Source organism: Pseudomonas sp. FME51 (assembly GCF_014897305.1).
The window spans coordinates 99,185-123,589 of record NZ_JABUYN010000005.1; the positions used below are offsets into that span (position 1 = coordinate 99,185).

General features: G+C 59.0%; 22 protein-coding genes, 1 tRNA gene, 1 pseudogene and 2 riboswitches. Of the genes and pseudogenes, 15 read left to right on the forward strand and 9 right to left on the reverse strand.

All coding sequences use genetic code 11. The annotated features are described in order from the left end of the window. Nucleotides 1-24: 24 nt before the first annotated feature. The 3 genes from eutH to eutC all read left to right on the forward strand — a co-directional run bounded on the left by eutH (nucleotide 25) and on the right by eutC (nucleotide 3,679). Complete coding sequence (gene eutH, locus INT39_RS10580; protein ID WP_193073887.1) at nucleotides 25-1,302, forward strand: ethanolamine utilization protein EutH; 1,278 nt, start codon at nucleotides 25-27, stop codon at nucleotides 1,300-1,302. Between the two features lie 126 nt (nucleotides 1,303-1,428). Further along, nucleotides 1,429-2,823 (forward strand): ethanolamine ammonia-lyase subunit EutB, encoded by a 1,395-nt coding sequence (locus INT39_RS10585; protein ID WP_193073888.1) that lies wholly within the window; start codon nucleotides 1,429-1,431, stop codon nucleotides 2,821-2,823. 13 nt (nucleotides 2,824-2,836) lie between these two features. Beyond that, complete coding sequence (gene eutC, locus INT39_RS10590; protein ID WP_193073889.1) at nucleotides 2,837-3,679, forward strand: ethanolamine ammonia-lyase subunit EutC; 843 nt, start codon at nucleotides 2,837-2,839, stop codon at nucleotides 3,677-3,679. Between the two features lie 34 nt (nucleotides 3,680-3,713). Here the strand turns inward: eutC and INT39_RS10595 are convergent, their stop codons facing one another. Both INT39_RS10595 and INT39_RS10600 read right to left on the reverse strand, forming a co-directional pair. Further along, complete coding sequence (locus INT39_RS10595) at nucleotides 3,714-4,382, reverse strand: 2'-5' RNA ligase family protein (protein ID WP_193073890.1); 669 nt, start codon at nucleotides 4,380-4,382, stop codon at nucleotides 3,714-3,716. After that, on the reverse strand, nucleotides 4,346-4,486 hold the full coding sequence (locus tag INT39_RS10600; RefSeq protein WP_193073891.1) for a hypothetical protein: 141 nt from the start codon (nucleotides 4,484-4,486) through the stop codon (nucleotides 4,346-4,348). Before INT39_RS10600 ends, INT39_RS10595 begins: the two co-directional genes overlap by 37 nt. Further along, nucleotides 4,472-4,691, forward strand: a riboswitch (cobalamin riboswitch). (Overlaps the previous gene by 15 nt.) A 111-nt stretch (nucleotides 4,692-4,802) precedes the next feature. Between INT39_RS10600 and INT39_RS10605 the strand changes: the two genes are divergently transcribed. From INT39_RS10605 to INT39_RS10625, 5 genes are all read left to right on the forward strand, one after another. Next, complete coding sequence (locus INT39_RS10605; RefSeq protein WP_193073892.1) at nucleotides 4,803-6,710, forward strand: TonB-dependent receptor domain-containing protein; 1,908 nt, start codon at nucleotides 4,803-4,805, stop codon at nucleotides 6,708-6,710. Nucleotides 6,711-6,808: 98 nt separating this feature from the next. After that, nucleotides 6,809-7,567 carry an ABC transporter substrate-binding protein gene (locus INT39_RS10610; RefSeq protein WP_226944696.1) on the forward strand — a complete coding sequence of 253 codons (759 nt, stop codon included), beginning with the start codon at nucleotides 6,809-6,811 and terminating at the stop codon, nucleotides 7,565-7,567. Further along, nucleotides 7,555-8,541, forward strand: a complete 987-nt coding sequence (locus INT39_RS10615; protein WP_193073893.1) for a FecCD family ABC transporter permease — start codon at nucleotides 7,555-7,557, stop codon at nucleotides 8,539-8,541. Before INT39_RS10610 ends, INT39_RS10615 begins: the two co-directional genes overlap by 13 nt. Continuing rightward, the gene (locus tag INT39_RS10620) at nucleotides 8,532-9,260 is read left to right on the forward strand and encodes an ABC transporter ATP-binding protein (RefSeq protein WP_193073894.1); all 729 of its coding nucleotides are present in this window, start codon (nucleotides 8,532-8,534) and stop codon (nucleotides 9,258-9,260) included. The genes INT39_RS10615 and INT39_RS10620 overlap by 10 nt, the downstream gene beginning before the upstream one ends. A 6-nt stretch (nucleotides 9,261-9,266) precedes the next feature. Beyond that, nucleotides 9,267-9,806, forward strand: a complete 540-nt coding sequence (locus INT39_RS10625; protein ID WP_193073895.1) for an ATP:cob(I)alamin adenosyltransferase — start codon at nucleotides 9,267-9,269, stop codon at nucleotides 9,804-9,806. A gap of 54 nt (nucleotides 9,807-9,860) precedes the next feature. Here the strand turns inward: INT39_RS10625 and metE are convergent, their stop codons facing one another. Then, nucleotides 9,861-12,146, reverse strand: coding sequence for a 5-methyltetrahydropteroyltriglutamate--homocysteine S-methyltransferase (metE, locus tag INT39_RS10630; RefSeq protein WP_193073896.1), 2,286 nt, complete (start codon nucleotides 12,144-12,146; stop codon nucleotides 9,861-9,863). A gap of 237 nt (nucleotides 12,147-12,383) precedes the next feature. Then, nucleotides 12,384-12,520, forward strand: a riboswitch (cobalamin riboswitch). A gap of 118 nt (nucleotides 12,521-12,638) precedes the next feature. Here metE and INT39_RS10635 point away from each other — a divergent pair. The 3 genes and pseudogenes from INT39_RS10635 to INT39_RS10645 all read left to right on the forward strand — a co-directional run. After that, nucleotides 12,639-14,348 (forward strand): annotated as a pseudogene (locus tag INT39_RS10635) (ribonucleoside triphosphate reductase); the annotation flags it as partial. Next, the gene (gene nrdD / locus INT39_RS22670) at nucleotides 14,345-14,518 is read left to right on the forward strand and encodes an anaerobic ribonucleoside-triphosphate reductase (protein WP_157718517.1); all 174 of its coding nucleotides are present in this window, start codon (nucleotides 14,345-14,347) and stop codon (nucleotides 14,516-14,518) included. The pseudogene INT39_RS10635 and the gene nrdD, both read left to right, overlap by 4 nt. 22 nt (nucleotides 14,519-14,540) lie before the next feature. Further along, nucleotides 14,541-15,110: an anaerobic ribonucleoside-triphosphate reductase activating protein gene (locus INT39_RS10645; RefSeq protein ID WP_319021344.1), complete on the forward strand. Its 570-nt coding sequence runs from the start codon at nucleotides 14,541-14,543 to the stop codon at nucleotides 15,108-15,110. Between the two features lie 44 nt (nucleotides 15,111-15,154). Here INT39_RS10645 and INT39_RS10650 read toward each other — a convergent pair whose 3' ends face one another. The 4 genes from INT39_RS10650 to INT39_RS10665 form a co-directional block, all read right to left on the reverse strand. Further along, nucleotides 15,155-15,661, reverse strand: a complete 507-nt coding sequence (locus INT39_RS10650; RefSeq protein WP_193073899.1) for a flavin reductase family protein — start codon at nucleotides 15,659-15,661, stop codon at nucleotides 15,155-15,157. A 5-nt stretch (nucleotides 15,662-15,666) separates the two neighbouring features. Then, entirely contained in the window at nucleotides 15,667-16,689 is a 1,023-nt protein-coding gene (locus tag INT39_RS10655) for a methionine synthase (RefSeq protein WP_193073900.1), read from the reverse strand. Between the two features lie 43 nt (nucleotides 16,690-16,732). Next, nucleotides 16,733-17,716: a DUF1852 domain-containing protein gene (locus INT39_RS10660; protein WP_193073901.1), complete on the reverse strand. Its 984-nt coding sequence runs from the start codon at nucleotides 17,714-17,716 to the stop codon at nucleotides 16,733-16,735. Nucleotides 17,717-17,948: 232 nt separating this feature from the next. Continuing rightward, the gene (locus INT39_RS10665; RefSeq protein WP_193073902.1) at nucleotides 17,949-18,863 is read right to left on the reverse strand and encodes a LysR family transcriptional regulator; all 915 of its coding nucleotides are present in this window, start codon (nucleotides 18,861-18,863) and stop codon (nucleotides 17,949-17,951) included. 155 nt (nucleotides 18,864-19,018) lie between these two features. Between INT39_RS10665 and INT39_RS10670 the strand changes: the two genes are divergently transcribed. From INT39_RS10670 to INT39_RS10685, 4 genes are all read left to right on the forward strand, one after another. Continuing rightward, on the forward strand, nucleotides 19,019-20,029 hold the full coding sequence (locus INT39_RS10670; protein ID WP_193073903.1) for a zinc-dependent alcohol dehydrogenase family protein: 1,011 nt from the start codon (nucleotides 19,019-19,021) through the stop codon (nucleotides 20,027-20,029). Nucleotides 20,030-20,175: 146 nt separating this feature from the next. Further along, nucleotides 20,176-20,367, forward strand: coding sequence for a hypothetical protein (locus INT39_RS10675; RefSeq protein ID WP_193073904.1), 192 nt, complete (start codon nucleotides 20,176-20,178; stop codon nucleotides 20,365-20,367). A gap of 450 nt (nucleotides 20,368-20,817) precedes the next feature. Then, a complete protein-coding gene (locus INT39_RS10680) occupies nucleotides 20,818-21,297 on the forward strand; it encodes a nucleoside deaminase (protein WP_193073905.1) in 480 nt (159 codons plus the stop codon). Nucleotides 21,298-21,311: 14 nt separating this feature from the next. Beyond that, complete coding sequence (locus INT39_RS10685; RefSeq protein ID WP_193073906.1) at nucleotides 21,312-21,740, forward strand: DUF3010 family protein; 429 nt, start codon at nucleotides 21,312-21,314, stop codon at nucleotides 21,738-21,740. Nucleotides 21,741-22,010: 270 nt separating this feature from the next. Here the strand turns inward: INT39_RS10685 and INT39_RS10690 are convergent, their stop codons facing one another. Both INT39_RS10690 and INT39_RS10695 read right to left on the reverse strand, forming a co-directional pair. Then, nucleotides 22,011-23,927, reverse strand: coding sequence for a hypothetical protein (locus tag INT39_RS10690; protein WP_193073907.1), 1,917 nt, complete (start codon nucleotides 23,925-23,927; stop codon nucleotides 22,011-22,013). Between the two features lie 237 nt (nucleotides 23,928-24,164). Beyond that, a tRNA-Ser gene (locus INT39_RS10695) sits at nucleotides 24,165-24,255 on the reverse strand. Between the last annotated feature and the right edge of the window lie 150 nt (nucleotides 24,256-24,405).

Here is a 24,405-nt window from a genome sequence, read left to right on the forward strand (position 1 = left end):
ACAACAATAAAAAGGAACATCCCGATGGATCAGATCGGCAATTACGTGCTCTATCTCATCATGATCTGCGCTGTTCTCGGCGCATTCGCCGCCATCCGCAATAGTGAATCAGGGCTGGGCAAGGAGTTCATGGAAGGCATCCATGCTACCGGTTATATCTTCGTTCCAGCCGCCGGGATCATGGCTTCAATCCCCTACCTCACCGTCGTTATCGAAAGCGCTTTTGGACCCTTCTTCAATGCCTTGGGTGCAGATCCAGCCTTGGCAGCCACCATGATCATTGCCTCGGATATGGGTGGTTATCAGCTCGCCGCAGCGCTCACCGCCAGCAAAGAAGCACTGATCATGGCGATGATCACCGGCTTCATGGGCGGCGCCACCATCGTTTTCTCGATCCCCATGGGCCTAGCCATGCTGGACAAGCGCGACCATAAGTACATGGCCTTGGGCATCATGTCCGGGATTCTCACCATCCCGGTGGGCGTACTGATCGCCAGCCTGCTGCTGATTGCCAGCGAGCCACTGGTACGCGAAGTGGTCGCCACCAGCGGCGAAGCAAGTTATCAGCTGGCTCTGGGCCTGGGTGAGATTCTGTCCAACCTGCTGCCGATCCTGCTGTTCGTGGTTGCCCTGGCGCTGGGCCTGCGCTTTTTACCGGACCTGATGATCAAGGGCTTCATCATTTTCGGCCGAACCATGGATGCAGGGATCAAACTGGTTCTGGTGTTTTCCATCGTTGAGTATTTCACCGGCGTCTTTACTCTGGTGCTCGGCGGCTGGGGCTTCGACCCGATCATTGCCGACGCAGAGGACCAGACCCGCGCGCTGGAAACCGCCGGTTACATTGGCATCATGCTCGCTGGCGCCTTCCCCATGGTGTATCTGCTGCGCAAATACCTGGGCGGTCCATTGGAGCGCATGGGTGGCAAGATCGGCCTGGGCGCGGTCGGTAGCGCCGGGATGCTGGCCACCATTGCCAATATCCTTGCCATGTTCCGTTTGGTACGGCTGATGCCGCCGAAAGACAAGGTGATCAATATCGCCTTCGGTGTCTGTGCCGCCTTCCTGCTCGGCGACCACTTGTCATTCACCGCCAACTTCCAGCCCACTATCATCCTGCCGGTGCTGATTGGCAAGCTGAGCGCCGGCGGCATCGCCGTGGCCCTGGCTTACTGGCTGTCGGTGCCCAAGGCGCTGTCGCTGGAACAAGAGGATCGTGCCGCAGGGGTCATTCTGGCGGGCGAATATCTGCCCGAACCCGAGGCCGCACCTGAGGCTCCGCCTGCCAAGGCAACAGCCTGAATGGTTGTCATGAGAGCGGAGCAAGAAATTCAACCTGCCTGGCCATCCCATTGCAGCTAGGCTGAACCAGGCAGGCACTGGAACCTGACATTCTATGCAGGTTCCATGCGTATCACGGAGATCCCAATGGCGAGTTTTTCCCATAGTATCGGCGGCCAGACCTGGCGCTTCGACAGTTTGAAGGACGTGATGGCCAAAGCCAGCCCGGCCCGCTCCGGTGACCACCTCGCCGGAATCGCCGCTGGCAGCGATGGCGAGCGGGTCGCCGCGCAGATGACCCTCGCGGATATACCCCTCAAGCATTTCCTCGACGAGGCACTGATCCCCTATGAAGAGGATGAAGTGACCCGCCTGATCATCGACGAACATGATTCCCAGGCGTTTGCACCGGTCAGTCATTTAACCGTCGGTGGCCTGCGTGACTGGCTGCTCAGCGACCAGGCCGACGAGGCCGTCCTGAAAAGCCTGGCCCCCGGCCTGACCCCGGAGATGGCTGCCGCAGTATCGAAGATCATGCGTGTGCAGGACCTGATCCTGGTCGCGCAGAAAATCCGCGTGGTCACGCGCTTTCGCAATACCGTGGGCCTGCGCGGGCGGATGTCCACTCGCCTGCAGCCTAATCACCCAACCGATGAGCCGGCGGGCATTGCCGCCAGCATCCTCGACGGCCTGCTCTACGGCAATGGCGATGCCATGATCGGGATCAACCCGGCGACCGACAGCATCGCCTCAATCTGCGCCCTGCTGGAAATGCTTGATGCCATCATCCAGCGCTACGAGATTCCAACTCAGGCCTGCGTGCTGACCCATATCACCACCTCCATCGCCGCCATCGAGCGCGGGGTGCCCCTGGATCTGGTATTCCAGTCCATTGCCGGCACCGAGGCAGCGAATGCCAGCTTCGGCATCAGTCTGGCGTTACTCCAGGAAGGTTATGAGGCTGGCCTGTCACTCAAACGCGGCACCCAGGGCAACAACCTGATGTATTTCGAAACTGGCCAGGGCAGCGCCCTGTCCGCCAACGCCCACCATGGTGTCGACCAGCAAACATGTGAGGCCCGCGCGTACGCCGTGGCGCGCAAGTACAAGCCATTTCTGGTCAATACCGTAGTCGGCTTCATCGGCCCGGAATACCTCTATAACGGCAAACAGATCATCCGCGCCGGACTGGAGGACCACTTCTGCGGGAAATTGCTCGGCGTACCCATGGGCTGCGACATCTGTTACACCAACCATGCCGAGGCTGACCAGGACGATATGGACACACTGTTGACCCTCCTCGGTGTGGCCGGTATCAACTTCATCATGGGCATTCCTGGCTCCGACGACATCATGCTCAACTACCAGACCACCTCGTTCCACGACGCGCTCTATGCTCGCCAGACGCTGGGGCTCAAACCAGCGCCGGAATTCGAGGCCTGGCTGGAAACCATGGGCATCGCCCGACAACGCGATGGCCGCATCCACCTCGGCGACACATTGCCGCCGGCATTCAGCCATGCCCTGTCGCAACTGGCTTGATGAGGAACGCACAATGACTGACCTGCCCGTCCAATCCGCCAGTCCGGCGGTCACCGCTGATCCCTGGGAAGAACTACGCCGGCTGACCTCTGCCCGAATCGCTCTCGGCCGTGCTGGCACCAGCCTGCCGACCACCGCGCAACTGGATTTTCAGTTTGCCCATGCGCAGGCCCGCGACGCCGTGCACCTGCCCTTTGACCATCAGAGTATCCGTGACCAACTGACTGCTCGCGAGCGTGACAACCTGTTGCTGCACAGCGCCGCCGAGGATCGCTATACCTATCTGCAACGTCCCGATCTCGGACGGCGCCTGAGCGAAGAGTCGGCCAGGCAGCTCGATGAGTACGCGGCGCAGCACCCGGGCGGCTGCGATTTAGCGGTGGTGATCGCTGACGGCCTCTCCGCTCTCGCTGTGCAGCGCCATACCGAACCCTTTCTCGGCCGCCTGGAGGAACAGGCGCTGGCCGAAAGCTGGACGCTGTCACCTGTGGTCCTGGTGCAACAGGGCCGAGTAGCGGTAGCCGACGAAGTCGCCGAACGCCTCGGCGCACGCATGGTAGTAATCCTCATCGGCGAACGCCCGGGACTCAGCTCACCGGACAGCCTGGGCCTGTACTTCACCTATGCGCCCAAGGTCGGTCTGACCGACGCCGCACGCAATTGCATATCCAATATCCGTCTGGAAGGGCTCAGCTACGGCATGGCCGCTCACCGTCTGATGTACCTCATGCGCGAGGCCTGCCGCCGGCAATTGTCGGGAGTCGGCCTCAAGGACGAAGCTGAGCTCAATACCCTGGAAAGCAGCGATACCTCGCACCAAACCGGCAACTTTCTGATCGACGATCGGCCTAGCTGAAGGTAGGCGGTTGCCGCAGCGGCCGCTCATCCCTCTACCACGTCACCCGGTGCTGACATTCCAGTGGACTGAACATGTCATCACTCCGGTAGGTAACGTACTCAAGCCGTTCCACCGGCATTGACAGATCACCCGGCCCCGGCAGTCGCTGCAGACGCTGGCGCAGGTCCTCGGCACTGATCGTTCGCCGATACAAACCCAGGGTAATGTGCGGCACATAAACGGCCTGGCGAATCTCGGTACAACTGGCAGCCAGCGTCTCGCGCCAGCGTGGCAAATATCCCTGTGGGTCCCCCACCGTCAGGAAGGCCGCACTGGAAAAACTGTCCGGCCCGCCTACCCGCAGAGCGCCTGGCGGCAAACTCAGCCGGTTGAGATCAGCCAGCTGGCGCTGCAATTGGGTATAAGTAAAGTCGTCGTCATGCATAACGCTCTGCCCTTCGAAACCACAGACGAACAGGGTGATATGTGGTTGGCGCCGGGTGGGATGCAGCAGATCCGCCAACGATACTGTTACCTGATCGATATAGGCCAGCACCTCCGGGCAGTTGATGGGAATCATCCAGATGGCGTAACGGCTACGGCCCCGATGCCATTCGGGATAGTCGCGCAACTGGGTAATGGTGGTCTCGGCAAAAGATCCATTGGTATCGGAGAGCAGCATGATCAGCAGGCGGCCAGGTGATGACTGAAGTACAGGCAAGTATGCCCTGCCCGTCGGCGGTGAGCCAGCCACTGACGGCACCACGCCAGCATGACTTCTTGTATTTCCCAGACCAGCGACATACCATTCGCCGCGCTATTCATGCAGGTGTGCCTGATATCAGGCATGAAACGGAAAGCCGGTGCGTTCCCGACTCAATCGAGCGAACAATCCCGGCACTGCCCCCGCAACGGTAATCGACCCCGATCATGGATCGGCGTTCGCTCAATGACCACTGTGCCTCGGCATGGGAAGGTGAGCGAATGGGTGTCGAGAGTCCGGAGACCGGCCCACATGAAATATCGACTGGTGTTGCGGAGGGCATCACCGTCAAGTGCCGTGTCGGTTTTCTATTATTCCTCCCGTCCGCACTTGCTTACCTGCCCTCCTCGAAAGTCTCCGACCTTTTGAGGATTCATAATGAAATTGTCTCGTATTGCCCTTAGCATCGCCCTGGCCCCGAGCCTGGCACTGGCTGAGCAGCCTGTTTCCCATGAACAGGCACTGAAATTGTCCGATACCCTGATTACTGCCAACCGCGACGTGGAACAGCGCAGCGACAGCAGCGCCGCGAGCACCGTGTTTACCCGGACGGATATCGAGCGGTTGCGTCCGGCCAACGTGCTCACGCTACTGACCCAGGTGCCGGGCGTACAAGTCTCCAATTATGGTGGTCGTGGCGCCTTGTTCGGCCTGAACGTACGCGGTACCAGCACCGCTCAGACCCTGATACTGGTCGACGGCGTGCGCGCCGGTTCGGCCACCGCAGGTAGCGCAGCCCTGCAGTTTCTCAGCGTCGATCAGATCGAGCGCGTCGAAGTGCTGCGTGGCTCGCGCTCGGCCATTCATGGTGCCGATGCCATGGGCGGCGTGATCCAGATATTCACCCGCCGCGGCGATAGCGACGGTCTTCGCCCCTATGTACGCATCGCCGGCGGCAGCGACAGCACCTGGGAACGCACCCTGGGCCTGTCCGGCGGCAACGAGCGCACCCGCTTCAACCTGTCCGCTGGGCTGGAAGAAACCGCCGGTATCGACCGCACCCGCACATCCTATGCCAGCGATGCAGATGATGATGCCTATCGCAACCGCTCCCTGGCGTTCAGCCTGAGCCACCGCTTCACTGATGATCTGGAAGCTGGTTTCACCGTACTGGATCAGCGTGGCAAGACCGAGATCGACAACCCTTTCGGACGCTGGGACGACAGCATTCCACCATGGGGTGCATCTGTGCCCGCAGCCCCCTACGACGAATACAGCGTCAGCACTAGCACCCTGTGGCTGGACGGTCGCGTCAACGATATCTGGCGCAGCCGTATCGAGCTTGGTCATAGCGAAGACAAACAGGAAAACTTCGATAAGCTGTTTCCTGGCAGTACCGTCAATAACACCTACCGCGACTCAGCAAACTGGCTGAACACGCTGGCACTGGGCGATGGCCATAGTCTGCGGCTGGGCGCGGATTACCTGAAGGATAAAGTGCGCAGCAGCAACGACTTCTCGGTAGACAATCGCGACAACAAGGCTGCGTTTGTCCAGCATAGCTTCCAGGGTGAGCGCTTCGGCACCGAACTGGGCATGCGTCATGATGACAACGAACAATTTGGCAATGAGAACACCTTCAACGGCGCGCTGAGCTACCGCCTCGACCCAGCCAACCAGCTGATTCTGTCCTACGCCGAAGGTTTCCGGGTACCCACCTTTGCCGATCTCTATTGGCCACTATATGGCGGATACCAAGGCAACCCCGATCTCACGCCTGAGAAATCCCGTAGCTATGAGTTGCAATGGCGTAGCCAGCTCAGCCCGAGCACCCGGCTGGAAGCCTCGCTGTACCGTACCGACTTCCGGGATCTGATTGTATCCACGGCTGACTACAGCACCATGGACAACATCGACCGCGCCCGGGTCAACGGTTTCGAGGCAACCCTGAAGCAGCAACTGTTCGGCTGGCATGGTGATCTGGGTGTCAGCATCATTGACCCACGCAACCGTGAAACCGGCAATGTCTTGCCCAACCGTGCCAAACGCACCCTGAACATGAATCTGGACCGTCGGTTCGGCGACATTGGTATCGGCGCCAGTTTCACCGCTGTGAGCAGCAGCTATGGCAATGGCACCAATACATCGGAACTGGCCGGCTATGGTGTGCTGGACCTGCGCGCCAGCTGGCAGGCCAGTAGCGAAGTGGCCTTCGATGTCAAACTGGCCAACATACTGGACAAGGATTACAGTCGCCTGCTGTATAGCTACAACGGACAGGAGTATGGCTATCAGGAAACGCCCTTCACCGCTATGCTCGGCGTGACCTGGACTCCGAACCTCTGAATGAAATGACCACCCCCCGCCGCCAGCCACACCAAGGCAGTTCCCATCTCGCCCCGTTAACCACCGCGGTGAGATGGCTGCGCGGGGTTCTGGTACATATGACAATAGCGCTGCTGGGCAGCCTGGCAACAACGGTATTGGCCGCCCAGCCACCGCAGCGCATCGTTTCCCTTGATCTGTGCATGGACTGGACCTTGGCCCACCATGCCGATCCGGCCCGTGTGGCCGCCCTCTCCCCCCTGCATTTGCGCTATCCCATCCATTGGATCAACGGCCATTGGCCAACCCACGACGGCTCGCTGGAACAGATAGTGCAGCTGCAACCCGATCTGGTCCTGGCCGGCCAGTACAGCGCGTTGTTGCTCCGCGAACGTCTGCGTACCCTGGGTTATCCGGTTCAGGTGCTACCGCTACCCGCCACTCTGGAACAGGTGGAATCCTACGAGCGACGCCTGCTCGAATTGATGGGGCGCAATCCAGAGCTGGCGCAGCCGGCACCCGCACCCAGCACGCCACAGCCCGACGCCAAACGCCTGCTGCTGCTCGGCTCCAATGGCATAGGTACCGGCCGCGACACCTTCGAGCATCAGATCATCGAGCAAGCCGGCTGGCGTAACTACCTGACCGACTCCGGGCACGTACAACTGGATCTGGAACGCATCGCCAGCGATCCGCCGGATGCCATCCTGTTTGCCGCGCCCGACCATCAGGCGCTGGCCAATCGCTTTGCCGAGCATCCGGTGCTGCGTCGCAGCATCCCGGCTGACGGCTGGCTGAGCACCGACTACTGGCGCTGGCAATGTCCCGGCCCCTGGACCTGGGATCTGATAAGGCAACTCAACCAATGGCTAGACTGATAACCCCTGCTCTGCTCGCCCTGCTGCTGGTCACCACCCTAGCCTCGCTGGCAGTCGGCTCGACGTCGGTGGCGGTGCTGCCCGGGCTGTTCGACTTTCTCACCGGCCAAAGCAGTCTGAACGCCATCGTCGTTGGTGAAATCCGTTTGCCACGAACGCTGATTGCACTGGCCGTAGGCGCGGCATTAGGGCTCAGCGGCGCTGCCCTGCAAGGACTGCTGCGCAACCCACTGGCCGAACCCAGCCTGACCGGCGCCAGCCAGGGCGCAGCGTTGGGGGCAGCCAGTGTGTTCTACTTCGGCCTGTTCCCCAGCCTCGGCGCAGCGGCACCCGGCGTGGCCGGATTGATCGGCGCAGCAATGGCGCTGATCCTGATGCTGGCCCTGGCCGGCTCGGCCCGCTCGCATATGGTGATCATGGCCGGCCTGGCCATCTCCACCCTCGCCGGCGCCGCCCTGGCCACCGTGTTGAATTTTGCGCCCAACCCCTACGCCATGCAGGAACTGGTGTTCTGGCTGCTCGGCTCGGTATCCGAACGGGGGCTGGAGCATCTGTGGCTCCTGCTCCCGGCACTGCTGATCGGCGGCGCGCTGATTTTCAGCCAGCGCCGGTTACTCAGTGGCCTGAGTCTGGGTGATCAGGTGGCCCGCAGCATGGGCCTGAACTATCGCAGCGGCAGCCTGATGATAGTGCTGGGCGCGGCGATACTCGTTGGCGCCTCGGTCGCCGTAGCCGGCAGCATCGGCTTTGTCGGCCTGCTGGTACCACACCTGCTGCGCCCACTGGTACGCCATCGTCCGGAACGGCTGTTGATACCGGCGGCACTCGCCGGCGCCATTCTGGTCTGTGGGGCGGATATGGGCGTGCGCCTGTTGCCACCCGGTCGCGAACTCAAGCTCGGGGTACTGACCTCGCTGCTCGGCGCGCCCCTGTTCATCTGGCTGGTATGGAAGGAGCGCAAACGGTGGATCTGATCAATATCCATGGTCTGAGCGTCGGCCAGCGCCTGGTCAACGTCAGTTTGAACCTGCGGCCCGGCGAGATGCTCGGCGTCATTGGCGCCAACGGTGCCGGCAAGTCCACCCTGTTGCATTGCCTGGCCGGCATTCAGGCCTATCAGGGCGAGATCCGCTTGGCCGGCACGCCGCTCGATACCATTCCCGAGCGCCAGCGCGCGCAACAGCTGGGCTTTCTACCGCAGAGCAGCCACAGTGCCTGGGCCTTGTCGGTACGCGATGTGATTGCCCTCGGGCGGCTGCCCTGGGGCGATACCGATGCCCCGGCCATCGCTCAAGCCGCCGCCGCGGCCCAGGTGGAAGACTGGCTGGATCGGCAGGTCGACCAGCTCTCCGGCGGACAACAGGCCCGGGTCTGGCTGGCTCGAGTACTGGCCGGGCAACCCAGAGTACTGCTGGCCGACGAGCCGGTAGCCAGCCTTGATCTGTACCAGCAGCAGAACGTACTGCGCCTGCTGCGCCGCTACGCTCAGAGCGGGCGCGGCGTGATGCTATCGATTCACGACCTGTCGCTGGCAGCCCGTTACTGCGATCGCCTTTGCCTGCTCCACGAAGGTCAGTTGCTCGCCCTGGGCACTCCCGCCGAGGTACTGACCGGCCAGCATTTGCAACAGGCGTTTCAGGTCGATGCGCATATCGACCTGGACAGCGACCCACCCATTATTATTCCGAGGTAAGTGCCCATGGCCTTCAAGTTCGGCAAGAATTTTGACGAAATGTGTTACCCCTTCATGTACGAGAGTTCGTCGCTGTGCGATTTCGAGGTCATCACCGATGAGCTGTGCGGGCATATCGGCGCCATCATTTCCCATCTGCCGGACAACATGCCGGACATCGCCGCCGATCTGGAGCAGATACAGCCGCTGGCCTTCCATATCAACGGCTCGATCCGCGGCCGGCTGGCCGTCAGCGAGGACGATCAGGCCTGGCTGCAGGCGCGCCTGAATCACTACAAAGAGGAAGTCGCCGACCGCCTAGGCGGCTTCGTCCTGCCCCGCGGAACCCCGCCGATCCCGCAACTGCACCTCGCCCGCTCCGCCTGCAAGAAGGCCATCCGCGTGATGGTCAAGGTCGATCAGGAAGGCAAGGATGTCCCCATGCTGCTGCCGCGCATGTGCAATATGCTGTGCAACTTCTTTTTTGTACTGACGCTGGTGATAAACCAGCGTCGTGGGCTGGTGGAGCCGGAATTCATCAGCCGAAGTTACGGCAAGGACGCCTGACCTCCGATGACGTCGACGCAGCGGGACGCCGGAGCATCCCGCTGCAATCAGTCCTCAGCCCGCCACGCGCAGCTCACGCGCCGCAGCCACCATATTGGCCAGCGCCTCCCTGGTTTCCTGCCAGGCGCGGGTTTTCAGGCCGCAGTCGGGGTTGACCCACAGGCGCTGCGCCGGAATCCGCTGCGCGGCCTTGCGCAGCAGGCTGACCATCTGCTCCGTGCTTGGCACCGTCGGCGAGTGAATATCGTACACACCCGGTCCGATCTCGTTCGGGTAGGCAAACTGCTCGAAGGCCTCCAGCAGCTCCATGTCCGAACGGGAGGTTTCAATAGTGATCACATCGGCATCCATCGCCGCGATCGACTCGATCACATCATTGAACTCGCTGTAACACATATGGGTATGAATCTGCGTTTCGTCGCGCACCCCGCTGGCGGTCAGGCGGAACGCCTCGGTGGCCCAATTCAGATAGCCCTGCCACCCTGATCTGCGCAGCGGTAAGCCCTCGCGGAACGCCGCCTCATCGATCTGGATGATCCGGATGCCAACCTTTTCCAGATCCTTCACCTCATCGCGGATCGCCAGCGCCAGCTGCCGGGCCTGCTGCTCGCGGCTGATATCCTCCCGCAGGAACGACCACATCAGCATGGTCACCGGGCCGGTCAGCATGCCCTTCATCACCTTGTCGGTCTGCTGCTGGGCATAACTGATCCAGTCCACGGTCATGGCTTGCGGGCGACTCAGGTCACCAAAGATGATGGCAGGTTTGACGCAGCGTGAACCATAGCTCTGCACCCAGCCGAACTGGGTAAAGGCATAGCCATCCAGCTGCTCGGCGAAGTATTCCACCATGTCGTTACGCTCGGCCTCGCCGTGCACCAGCACATCCAGCCCCAGCTGCTCCTGCATCTTCACCGCGTTACGGATTTCACTGTGCATGACCTCGGTGTACTCGGCCCCGCTCAACTTGCCCTGTTTGAATGCCTGACGCGCCAGACGAATCGCCGGTGTCTGCGGGAAGGAACCAATGGTGGTGGTCGGGAAGGCAGGCAGATTCAACCGCGCCCGCTGCTGCCCAATGCGCTCGGCAAAGGTTGATTGGCGCTGACTGTCACCCGGCTGGATTGCCGCCAGACGGGCCTGCACCTCCGGCCGGTGGATACGCTGGGACGCGCCTCGACTGGCCTGCACCGCCCGGCTCTGCGCCAATGCTGCCCGCACGTCGGCGGCCTGCGGTTCGCTCAGGGCGAGGGCCAGTGTCGTCACCTCCTCACACTTCTGCACCGCAAAGGCCAACCAGCTCTTGAGCTCGGCATCCAGCTGCTCCTCCCGCTCCACGTCCACCGGACTGTGCAGCAGCGAGCAGGATGGTGCCACCCAGAGCCGCTCGCCCAGACGCTCATGGGCATGGCGCAGCACATCCAGCGCCTTGTCCAGATCACAGCGCCAGACATTGCGGCCATTGACCAGCCCCAGCGACAGAATCTTGTAGGACGGCAGACGGTCAAGAATGGCCGGATACTGCTCGGGCGCTCGCACCAGATCAATATGCAGGCCGTCCACCGGAAGGCCCGCCGCCAGCCCGAGGCTGTCTTCCAGACCACCGAAATAGGTTGCGATCAGCTTTTTCAGCGGTTCCTGCTGCAGCAGGTTATAGACCCGCTCGAACGCGCTCTTCCAGTCCTGCGGCAGGTCGAGTACCAGAATCGGTTCATCAATCTGTACCCACTCCACACCCTGTGCCGCCAGCCGCTGAAAGATCTCGCCGTACAAGGGCAGCAACCGCTCAAGCAGCTCCAGCTTGTCGAACTCCTCGCCCTTGACCTTGCCCAGCCACAGATAGGTCAAGGGCCCGATCACCACCGGCTTGACCCTGTGCCCCAGCGCGTGGGCCTCATCCACCTCCTCGAACAGCTGCTCCCAGCTCAGGGAAAACTGCTGGTCGGCGGTGAACTCCGGCACCAGATAGTGATAGTTGGTATCAAACCACTTGGTCATCTCCTGGGCATGGCCACCACAGCAGCCGCCGGTCGCACCACGCGCCATGGCAAACAGGGTCTGCAGATCCGGCCGCGCGGCACCCGCCTTGCGAAAACGCTCGGGGATAACCCCGAACATCAGCGAGTGGGTCAGAACCTGGTCATACCACGCGAAATCGCCAACCGGCAACAGCTCGATACCGGCCTGCCTCTGCAGCTGCCAGTGCTCAGCGCGCAGCCGCGCACCTGTCTCACGCAACACCGCCTCGTCCAGATCGCCCTTCCAGAACGCCTCCAGCGCCCGTTTCAGTTCACGGTCACACCCGATACGCGGAAAGCCCAGATTGTGTGCCAAAGCCATCGGTCAATACTCCCTCAATGAATGATGGAAGGATTCTCCGTGCCACCCGATAATGAAACAATCTCATGATTTTCATGGAAACATGCAGTTTCACTCATGAATACCCTCCGCGTCACACCGCTCTGGCCAAGGGCTGTGTTGACAATTGATGCCCCGTTGCGGCTGCGTGCAGGAACACGGGAGAAATTGACCTTCGTCAAAGATGATTGCCCGACCAGTCCATATAGTGCCATCCAAGCAGAACAAAACACCATATATTGTGTTTAAGCTTTTACGCAGGGGAATCTGGTGCGAATCCAGAGCTGTCGCGCAACGGTATGGAGCTGACCCAATAGCCCTGAGCCCGAATGCCTGCCTTTATCCGTCACCAGACGACAACCCGGTTCCCGCGTCAGGACACCAGGGCGGCGAAAGCTGCGTCCTGTCCCGCGTGCACCGACCAAAAGCATGAGGGATCGCATGACAACGCCGGCCATAACCGCGTCCACCGACCGCACTTTGCTGGATGTCTCCAGCACCATCGACGAGTACCTGAATCGCCAGGACTGGCGAGTGAATGCCAACGCCAACCAAGGGTATTCCCTCGGCGGGCTGATTCTCAACAGCGCCGGCAAGATGATCGCCAACTACTGGCTCAGTCACGTGTATCCGGTAGCGATCGGGCAGGCTCACCGTGATGGTGACATCCATATCCATGATCTGGACATGCTCAGTGGCTACTGCGCCGGTTGGTCGCTGCGCACCCTGCTCAATGAAGGACTCAATGGCATTCCCGGGCAGATCGATTCCGCCCCGCCACGGCACATGTCCAGCGCCGTAGGGCAGATCGTCAACTTCCTCGGCACGCTGCAGAACGAATGGGCCGGTGCCCAGGCCTTCAGCTCCTTCGATACCTACATGGCCCCCTATGTACGCAAAGACCAGCTCGACTACCCGCAGGTGCGCCAGCACATCCAGGAGCTGATCCACAACCTCAACGTCCCCTCACGCTGGGGCACCCAGACTCCCTTCACCAACCTGACCTTCGACTGGGTCTGCCCAGAGGATCTGCGCGAGCAGGTGCCGGTGATCGGCGGAGAGGAAATGCTCTTCAGTTACGGCGAGCTGCAGGCGGAAATGGACATGATCAACCGCGCCTACATTGAGGTCATGAGTCAGGGCGATGCCAAGGGAAGAGTATTCACCTTTCCGATCCCGACCTACAACATCACCCACGACTTTCCCTGGCACAGTGAGAACGCCGAGCGCCTGTTCGCCATGACCGCTAAGTACGGCCTGCCCTACTTTCAGAACTTCCTCAACTCGGAGCTGCAGCCCAACATGGTGCGCTCCATGTGCTGTCGTCTGCAGCTGGATTTGCGCGAACTGCTCAAACGCGGCAATGGCCTGTTCGGCTCTGCCGAGCAGACCGGCTCGCTGGGCGTGGTAACCGTCAACTGTGCCCGCCTGGGCTATCTGCACCGGGGAGACGAGGCCGCCCTGTTGCGGACACTGGATCGATTGCTGGAGCTGGGCCGCGACAGCCTGGAAATCAAGCGCGAAGTGATCCAGCAGCACATGGATGCCGGGCTGTTTCCCTACACCAAGCGCTATCTGGGCACCCTGCGCAATCACTTCTCCACCCTGGGCGTCAACGGCATCAACGAAATGATCCGCAACTTCACCGAGGATGCACAGGACATAACCCACCCCGACGGGCATGCCATGGCAATCCGCCTGTTGGATCATGTACGCGGGCGCATGACCGAATTCCAGGAGCACACCGGGCATATGTACAACCTGGAGGCGACTCCGGCCGAAGGCACGACCTACCGTTTTGCCCGGGAAGACCGCAAGCGCTTCCCCCACATACGGCAGGCCGGTTCGGCGGACAAGCCCTACTACACCAACTCTTCACAACTGCCGGTCGGCTTCACCAGCGATCCCTTCGAGGCGCTGCAGCGGCAGGAGCCCCTGCAGCAGAAATACACCGGCGGCACCGTATTGCACCTGTACATGGCCGAACCCCTGGCCAGTGCCGACGCCTGTCGGCGGCTGGTGCAGCGAGCACTGGCCAATTATCGGCTGCCCTACCTGACCGTTACCCCAACCTTTTCCATCTGTCCGCATCACGGCTATCTGAGTGGCGAGCATGAGTTCTGCCCACGCTGTGATGAGGACATCCTTCAGCAAAAAGCAAAAAACCAGGGAGTATCAGCATGAATCAATCCGTCAACACGCAACTGCAAGGCCACGAACGGGTCCGCTGCGAAGTCTGGACCCGGGTCATGGGCTATCATCGCCCTGTCTCCTCATGGAACCCCGGCAAGCAGTCCGAGCACCGCGAGCGGCAGTTCTTCCAGCCACAGAGTTCAGCCAGCGATGGCTGTTGAATCACTGCGCGTGGGGGGCCTTGTGCCCCTCACCAGCATCGACTATCCGGGAGAGCTGGCAGCGGTGGTTTTCACTCAAGGCTGTCCCTGGCGTTGCGTGTACTGCCATAACCCCGAACTGCTGCCGGCACGGGGCGAAACAGAAATCCCCTGGCAGCAGATCGTCGATTTCATGCACAGTCGTCGCGGGCTACTGGATGCGGTGGTATTTTCCGGTGGTGAGCCGACCTTTCAGTCAGCCTTGCCCCAGGCCATCGAACAGATACGCTCCATGGGGTTCAAGATCGGCCTGCACAGCGCCGGCATCTACCCACGCAAACTGCAGACACTGCTGCCGCTGATCGACTGGATAGGCCTGGATATAAAGACCAGCAAAAACGACTACCAACTGATCACCCGAACCAAAGACAGCGGTAACGCTGCCTGGCAAAGCGCCGAGCTGGTCATCAACAGCGGCGTCAGCCACCAACTGCGCATCACTGCCCACCCCAGCTGGCTGGCCGACAGTGACGCGCAGTGGATCAGACGACGTCTGCTGGATATGGGAGCCGAGTCAGTGGTGATACAAACAGGCGCGCTCGGCCATAACTGACCCCCGCGCTCTGAACCGCAGCTGGGAGACCGGCGGCTGAACGCTCAAACCGCCGGCGCGCCGAGATTGCAATACTGTCCCTTGAAATACAGCAACGGCTGCGTCTCCGCAGCCCGTGGCCGGCTTATCGCCTTCACTTCACCAATCACGATCAGGTGGTCGCCCGCGACGTGCTCTGCGTGGATGTCACAATCCAGCCAGTGCAGGCTGTCGCCGATCAGCGGATTGCCCAGCGGCGATTCGCCCCATTCCACGCCGCGCCACTTGTCCGCACCCCGACTGGCGAACTGGTCGGAAATCCCGACCTGCTCACCTGACAGGATGTTGACCGCGAACCGGCCCGCCTGACGAATCTTCGGATAGCTGGCCGAACGGCCCATGACGCTGAACGACACCAATGGCGGGCTCATCGACACGCTGTAGAATGACTGACAGGTGAAGCCGAGCGGCTCGCCATCCAGCTGCGAGGTAATCACCGTAATACCGGAGGCAAAGTGCCCGAGCGCTTCGCGAAAACGCGAAGGCTCGATTGCATGAACAGGAGCCGACATCAGGTTCATAGCTCTCTACGAACAATCTCTGCCCCGGCACTCAAGGCATTCAACTTGCCCCTCGCCACCTCACGGGACAAAGGTGCCATGCCGCAGTTGGTCGACGGATACAGCTTGTCAGCATCAACAAACTGCAGCGCCTTGCGCAGGGTGGCGGCTACTTCCTCCGGCGTCTCCACGGTATTGGACGCCACATCAATGGCCCCTACCATCACCTTCTTGCCGCGAATCAGCTCGATAAGATCCATCGGCACGTGGGAGTTGTGGCATTCCAGCGAGATGATGTCGATGCTGGATTTCTGCAGCTTGGGGAAGGCCTCCTCATACTGCCGCCACTCCGAGCCCAGGGTCTTTTTCCAGTCGGTATTGGCTTGGATGCCGTAGCCATAACAGATGTGGACGGCTGTTTCACACTTGAGCCCTTCCAGTGCTCGCTCCAGCGTGGCGACGCCCCAGTCATTCACCTCATCAAAAAACACGTTAAACGCTGGCTCATCAAACTGGATGATGTCAACGCCGGCAGCCTCCAACTCTCTGGCCTCTTGGTTGAGAATTTTGGCAAACTCCCATGCCAGTTTTTCCCGGCTTTTATAGTGGTTGTCATACAGCGTATCGATCATGGTCATGGGGCCAGGCAGAGCCCATTTTATCGGCTGGCTGGTTTGCTGACGCAGGAATCGAGCATCCTCCACAAACACCGGCTTCTGACGAGACACAGCACCTACCACGGTCGGCACGCTCGCATCATAGCGATCACGAATTCTGACGGTTTCACGCTTCTCGAAATCAACGCCGCTGAGGTGCTCGATAAAGGTCGTCACGAAGTGCTGACGGGTTTGCTCACCGTCACTGACGATATCAATGCCGGCCAGTTGCTGTTCGTGCAAGGCCAGACGCAAGGCATCCTGCTTGCCCTCGATCAGCTCGTCCCCTTCCAGTTTCCAGGGTGACCAGAGGGTTTCCGGCTGCGCCAGCCAGGAGGGTTTCGGCAGACTGCCGGCGGTTGAAGTGGGTAACAACTTTTGCATGGTATAAGGCCTTAGATCTTTTATGTTCTTTATGTTCTTTTATTCAGGCTGCGTAATCAGCAGCCCACTGCTGAAGCACAGACTGGTAGGGCTTGATGAACAGCTCCTCAACAAACTTGCCCTGTTCGATAGCCAGACGATTGCGCTCTTCGCGGTCATACACAATGCGCGTAAAGGAGTAATCGTCGTTATCCAGGCTGGGCTGATAAACCGTGCCGGCCGCTGAATTAGCGTTGTAAATCTCCGGCCGATAGATCCTCTGGAAAGCATCCATGGTGCTGATGGTGCTGATCAGCTCAAGGTTGCTGTAATCCGTCAGCAAATCGCCGGAAAAATAGAAAGCCAAAGGCGCAACGTTACCTGCGGGCATGAAATAACGCACCTTCAAGCCCATCTTGCCGAAATACTCATCAGTCAAGGAATAGGCATCCTGCCGATACTCAACACCCAGTACCGGATGCTGGTTTTCAGTGCGCACATAGGTTCTGCCACTGGCCACGCTCAGGCAGATTACCGGCTGTTTGCTGAAGGACTCCCGGTACGCCGCTGAGTTGAGGAAGCACTTGAACAGCTTGCCATGCAGCTCGCCAAAATCTTCCGGCGTGCTGAATTCGGCCTTGCCCTCATTATGCTCACGCAGTAATACACTGAAATCATAATCGCGCACGTAGGACGAAAAGTTATTGCCGACCATCCCCTCGATGCGCTTGTTGGCTTGCCGGTCAATAATATTGGTTTTCAGTATCTCGATCAGCGGAATGCCTTTGCCAATGCTGCCCGCCTCAACATCCATCTCCACGGAGATGATGTCCAGCTCCAGGGCATAGCGGTCGCCGTTGGGGTTGTCCCAGTGCGCCATGGCGTTGAAACGGTTGTCGATCATTTTCAAGGTGTTGCGCAGATTCTGCTCACGGCTCTCGCCCCGGGCGAGGTTGGCAAAGTTGGTGGTAATGCGCGTATTTTCCGACGGGCGATAATCCTCGTCGAAGCGAATACTCTTGATGCTGAACTGAAAATCCTTGCTCATTTTTAGCCCGATACCTTGAATGCCTGGGAAAGCCAAGCCTGCCCAATGATTTACGTTGTGCTGAATTGGGACGTATCTTAGATCAGCGATCACTTGAGTAATATTGAACGGAATTCAATCGATCATTAAACAATTTCATGTAGCGGCGTCAGGCGTGACATGACGGGTGGAGCGAAACCTTTTTATAGCGATCTCTGGAGCAGATAAAGCCGCTGGCCTTCCAGATCAACGGCTAGCTCTCCAGCCAACGACCGTAGAGAAGGGGAAACTGTTCACGCAGCCACTCAATGAAGATATGCACCTGTGGTGCCAGATGAGACCGGCTGGGATACAGCACCGATACCGGTCGAGGACTCGGGCGGTTTGTCTGGAGCACTTCGATTAGAGAGCCATCTGCAAGATAACGGTCCAGGGCGATACCGGGCGCTTGCAGAATGCCAAAGCCGGCAACACCGCATTCTACATAGGCGTTGGAATCATCAACAGTAATGCCGCGATGACTGAAGTAGGGTTGATCACTACCCCGATCACGAAACTGCCAGGGCAGCGGGCGCCTGTTCTGCCCCGAGAGAAAGGTCACCGCCCTGTGCGCACGCAGATCATCCAGCGTGGTGGGCGTGCCGTGCGCGCGGAGGTAATCAGGCGCTGCGCAAGTGATCATCGTCACCTTACCAATCTGACGCGCGATCAGGCTCGAGTCAGGTAGCTCGCCGATGCGCAACGCACAATCCACCCCTTCAGCAACCAGATCCACGGTTCTGTCGGTGACGCCGAGTGCGAGATCAACTTCCGGATAAAGGATAGTAAAGCTGCGCAGGCTCTGGATGAAGCCAGGCTGCGCAAATGCCGTCGGTATGCCGAGGCGTAATCGGCCGTGGACAGGGGCGTTGGGCCTGCCGAACATCGAGGTCGCTTCCGCCACATCGCCGAGGATCGCCATCGCTCGCTCATAGAACAGCTCACCTTCTGACGTCAGTCGCACCTTGCGGGTGGTGCGATGGAAAAGACGTACACCCAGCGAAGCCTCCAGTTCCTGTATCGACCGGGTAATCTGCGGTCGCCCCATCTGCAGCGCCTCTGCCGTGCGGGTAAAGCTACCCAACTCGGCTAACCGGACGAACACCTGCATCATCTGAAACAGCCGCATGGCCTGATCCTCTCGAAGTATTGTTCCTACAACCACCTTAAAATATCAGGTGATTGTTGCGTCAATAAGCAACAGTCTAGTCCTTTCCCAGGCATTTATCTGGCTCGGCCATTACCGGAGACTGGCGTCAGTTACTCATTACCTGGAGATATGTGATGAAAGCATGGCTACTGCAAGACTTCGGTCTCGACAATCTGGTGCTGGGCGATACAGCCACCCCTGAACCCAAAGCCGGCGAGCTGCTGGTCAAGGTGGGCGCGGTTTCACTGAACTACCGCGACAAGGCAATCGTCGACGGCATCTACGAGCCGCACCTGGTGCCCAAGCCACTGATCCCGGTCAGCGATGCGGCAGGTACTGTTGTCGCCGTTGGAGAGGGTGTCAGCCGATTCGCCGTCGGCGACCGCGTCAACTCGCATCTGTATTCCCACTGGCTCGACGGTGAACCAGGCCCGAACGAACCCGCTTACTGCGTCGGTTCGCCGCTGCCGGGTGGCCTGGCCGAATACATGATCATCCACGAAGACAGCGCCGTTCGTGCTCCCGACAACATGACGGACGAACAAGCCTCCACCCTGCCCATCGCGGCACTGACAGCCTGGTATTCACTGGTGGATTACGGCCAGGTTCAGCCGGGGCAAACCGTGCTGGTGCAAGGCACGGGCGGGGTCTCGGTGTTTGCGGTGCAGCTGGCAACCGCGCTTGGTGCCAAAGTGATCGTCACCTCCAGCCGTGACGACAACATCGAGGCCGTGAAGGCACTGGGCGCTGTCGCCGGCATCAACTACCGGACCTTCCCCAACTGGGAAGAAGAAGTCCTGAAGCTCACCGATGGCAAGGGCGTAGACCTGCTGCTGGACGTTGCAGGCGGTGAAGGCATAAACCAGTCCGTCGCAGCAACCAAGGCGGCGGGCCGGATTGCACAGATCGGCTTCCTGACCGGGCAGACCACCACGCTGAGCCTGATGCCGCTGATATTCCGGCAGACCACCATACGCGGGATTGCCGTAGCACCCCGCTCGTCCTTCGATCGCATGAATGCGTTCCTCAACGAGCATGCCATCGAGCCGCTCATTGACCACGTTTATTCATTTGACGAAGCACACCAGGCATACGAACACCTCGCCCGCGGCGCGTTCGGCAAGGTAGTGATCAAGGTGTCCTGATTTGAGGATGCTTTAAAACCAGCATCTGCAGCACCTTGAGAGGGCCACGGGGAAACCCGTGGCCTTTTTTGTACCGATGCGCAGTTACCGGCAACAGTGACTCTGGAACTGTTGAATGTTCCGGCCTATCACGCGATCATTTCTTCATGCTCCTCCTCCGATTCAGCCTGAAAGACCTCAATCAGCTTCTGGTTATAATCATCCAAATAGGTCTGCAGGCCTTCCCGATGGACGAGGCGCACCCCAGCCGTCTACTGCTTGATCAAGACCGCCACGACCCGCGGGGTCTACCCCTACCACTGGCCAAAACAGCGGATGAATACGAAGCGCTACTGTAAGCGCTGTGGGAAGCAGATAGTCACTGATAGGTACTACCGAACCCCACCAGCCAGTTCGTCCGGCTTGCGAGATAAAGGTATTTGCCGCTCAAGGATTCACCACCCCACGACATCCCGGATACGCCGAGCAATCCCAAAAAGCATTCCCCGCACTTGCCCCTCGTTTCGCGATACGTTTAACCTTAGGTGCATGACGCCACTTATAGCCGTCGCTGGCTTTGCCGGACTCGATAGCAGCTTGCACGTCGGCGATGCCATGATCGTCATCCCTCTTTTCAGGCACCCCAGCAGGTCCCACTGTAGCCCGCAGCGAACACTCAGCCCATAATAGTCCCACTTCCCATTATGCGAGCACGGGCTGTTTCCTCGGACATGGCTGGCTGTGGCTTCCCGGGCCGGTCTCTATGCATTGCCGGAGACCGGACAAAACACCTGATTGGAGAAATATCCATGATTAGCGAGCAGGATCGTATGCACCTGAAACGGTGCGTGGAGCTAGCAGCCGAGGCTGTGGCCGCCGGCGATGAACCCTTTGGCTCGGTGCTGGTGTCAGCTGATGGCAAGGTGCTGTTCGAAGATCGTAACCGTGTCGCCGGTGGCGATCATACTCAGCATCCGGAGTTTGCCATTGCCCGCTGGGCGGCGCAGAACCTGAGCCCCGAGGACCGGGCCAATGCGACTGTCTATACCTCCGGCGAGCATTGTCCCATGTGCGCCGCTGCCCACGGGTGGGTGGGGCTCGGCAGAATTGTCTATGCCAGCTCTACCGGGCAGCTCGGCAGCTGGCTGTCGGCGCTTGGGGTGCCGCCGTCGCGGGTTCGCTCATTGCCCATTGGCAAGGTGATTACCGATACCTCGGTGGCAGGCCCGGATGAGGAACTGTCCGCACAGGTACACCAGCTTCATATTCAGTTTCATAAAGAACATTAAGGCGGAGAATCAATATGCGTATTTGTGGTATCGAGTTGACCGGCAATGATGCCGTGGTGTGCTTGCTCAGCAGTGAGCACGGCTTGTTCAATTTGCCGGACAGCCGAATCCGCAAGCTGACGTTGCCGAAAGAGCATACTCGCGCCGATCTGCAGCGGTTTCAGAAGGACCTTGTACAGTTTCTGCGCGATTACAAAGTGGAGCGGGTAGTCGTCAAGGAGCGGCTGCAAAAGGGCAAGTTCGCTGGCGGTGCCGTCAGCTTCAAGATTGAGGCGGCAATTCAGCTGATTGCTGAACCGAATATCGAGGTCCACCTGATCTCGGCGACACAGATCAAGGCCATTCTGGCTGACAGTCCGCAGCCCGTCCCCTTTCAGGAAACCGGGCTCAAGCAGTTCCAGGAAGGGGCTTTTACCACAGCCTATGCCGGGCACTACCTGTAGCGGTCGCTTATACCTCAGCCTGCTTGCGGGCTGAGGTACGCAGCGACTGCCACGGCTGGTCTTCGCGCCCTTGCGCTGCCCTTGGCCAGCACTATGGACATTTCAACCTCCGCCACGGAACTGTTCACCAAACTCCGAGCCAGTTTTATGCTGATTCGTTGGATGCAGCGATGAAAACGTTGGGGGGTGCATCCAGGAAAGACCCCTCTCCAAGGGCCCCCAGATTGAGAAGGTAACAATCTGCCGAGAATCATTTATTTCAGATCTGCGTTACCCTCTGCCCAAGTATGCTAGCCACTCAATGTGGGAATCGGGAACATGCACTCTCTCGACCCCACGGGTGACCGCTGTATACAACCGCGCCACTGTGCGAGACAGTTCCTGGCTGCTGCCCTCTCGAGCAAGGCAGTAGAGATCTTCGGAAATAGTGATGGCTGGCATTTCCATGCTTTTAACGTCATGCACCATTACCACCGTCGGCTCTAATGGTCTTGGCTGTAGATACTCGCACCGGTCTAGGCTTCCGTATCGCCCCCCTTTATCCAGCCATCGTTCGACTCGGCAAAAAGCCGCGTTCCATGACATGGTTTTGCTCAGCTCTTGCCAGGACGAGTAACGTGATAAAGCGCCATGTGTAGGGGCATAGTGAGGTGATCCGTGTTGGTTGTTACCCTGAGCATGAAATAGCGACTCGCAGTCAGCCACGAACGTAGCCATTTTCATCCCGGGATCAAATACTTTGACTACCCGCCCCTGTCTACGGCCACGTATCAACCAGTCCAGCATCCCCCATTCATCAGCAACAGCAATGAGCGTAGATTCCTCCGGGAAGCCATCGACTGGATATTGATGGAAATCAGTATGTCTACCGTTATCTGCAGAAAACCCCGAAGTGGATTTCATGGGATGCATATCGATCAGCGGGTTTACGTAATCCGCCATCTTGAGGCCGGCACGAAGGGAGAGGGTCATATCACTCGACAGGGCTGTACCGACTGAAGGCAGATCCAGCCCCTGAAGGTTTTGGTAGCGATCCCCCAGCATCAGCACAGGCAGACCGCTCCGCTGTAGCACATCTATCAGCAATCTCGGTGCATCATGCAGCTCGTCAATCAGAATAATCCCATAGCGCTCTGGAATAGGCCTTCCAGACAACGCCAGCAGTTTGATTACGTGATAACCCGCCATCGGGATGTCAGAATGCTCCAGACTTACCATAGCGTTCCAAAGCTGTACCGCAGATGCCACCGCGGCAGCTGTCTGTACATCACTCATACGCAGGCGCTCGCCCTTGGGAATGTGCCTTTCCGATATAGCCAGATCAGTGCTCCAACAGTACCTGCGCACCATATTCCAGCACAGGCCAACAAAAGCATTCACAGTCATGGGGCCGGGGCTGGCTAGCTGCGCACGCTCATAAATCGTTCTCGGCGCGTAATTTACAGACAAAGCGCGACTGAACCTGCGTTCAAGCGCCTTGTTGCCCGCCGCCAGGACTTCCACAGCCAGCGTTATGTAAGTAAGTAACTTGATGCGGCTTCTGTTGGCTTCGTACTTTTGTTTACCAATACGCTTGATGATCGGCCGATGCTTATGCCCTTGATCTACCAGGAAAGTGATCGGCTTCAAACCTTGTATCGCAATATTTTCCACTAACTCATAAACGATGGTCGTTTTACCGGTGCCGGCAAAGGATTGGGAGCGCAGATTGTCGTCCGGCATGGCTCTGAATGCATCCAGAAACCGACTCTGACCATCACTTAAAAGCATAACTGAGCCATCAGCACGCACCATCTTATACGGCATCACCGGCACTTCATGGCGGCTTGCAAAAGAAAAGTCCCACCCACCGTCCGGCCGCAAGAAACTTCTCCCGGCGACCTCTTCGGGGCTCATGAAATCAATACCACACTGTGCTGCCTTGAAACTCCCGGAGACTATGGCGTTGCGATCAAAGCTGGCACTGATCACCTCTAGCAAGTCCTGATGAGGAATTCCGAGCAGCGCAGCATATTTACGCTCCAGCTCAAGAGAGCTTGCGGTACCTGCAGCCAGCTTAGAAAGCTTTTGCAGATAAACCAGCGATGCAATTTCCGGGTGCGACAGCTCAGAAAATTCCACGGCGGCGCCTGACAGGATTTTATTGCACATGTCATCGCTGATTGGCAGAGACCAAGAGTGGCTCATCAAACTCATCCTTCAATGCTGTATGAGACAACAGGCCTAGCATACATAGCCAATTATCTTATCTGGCCAGGAGGCGCTTTTCTTAGGGAAATCGAATGTTGGCCTAAGCACAATGAAAAAAGCCCCGATCTGAATTTCTCAGATCGGGGCTTTGTTTTCCATTCCAACCAAATCCCATTTTTGGGATCTTCGTTGGTGAAACCATAGCCGCTGTAAGCTATTGATTTCAAGTTTGTCTGGCGGAGAGCGAGGGATTCGAACCCTCGATACGCTATTAACGTATACACACTTTCCAGGCGTGCTCCTTCAGCCACTCGGACAGCTCTCCGCAATCTCGACACTGGGTTTCCCCTGTTCCGAGGCGCGCTAATGTATCCAAAACAGAGCGGTTTGGCAAACCCTATTTGCAGACTCGCCAGTCATCGCTATCTTGGTACACTGCCAGACCACGCCGGCGCCTGCCCGGTTGAAAACAATT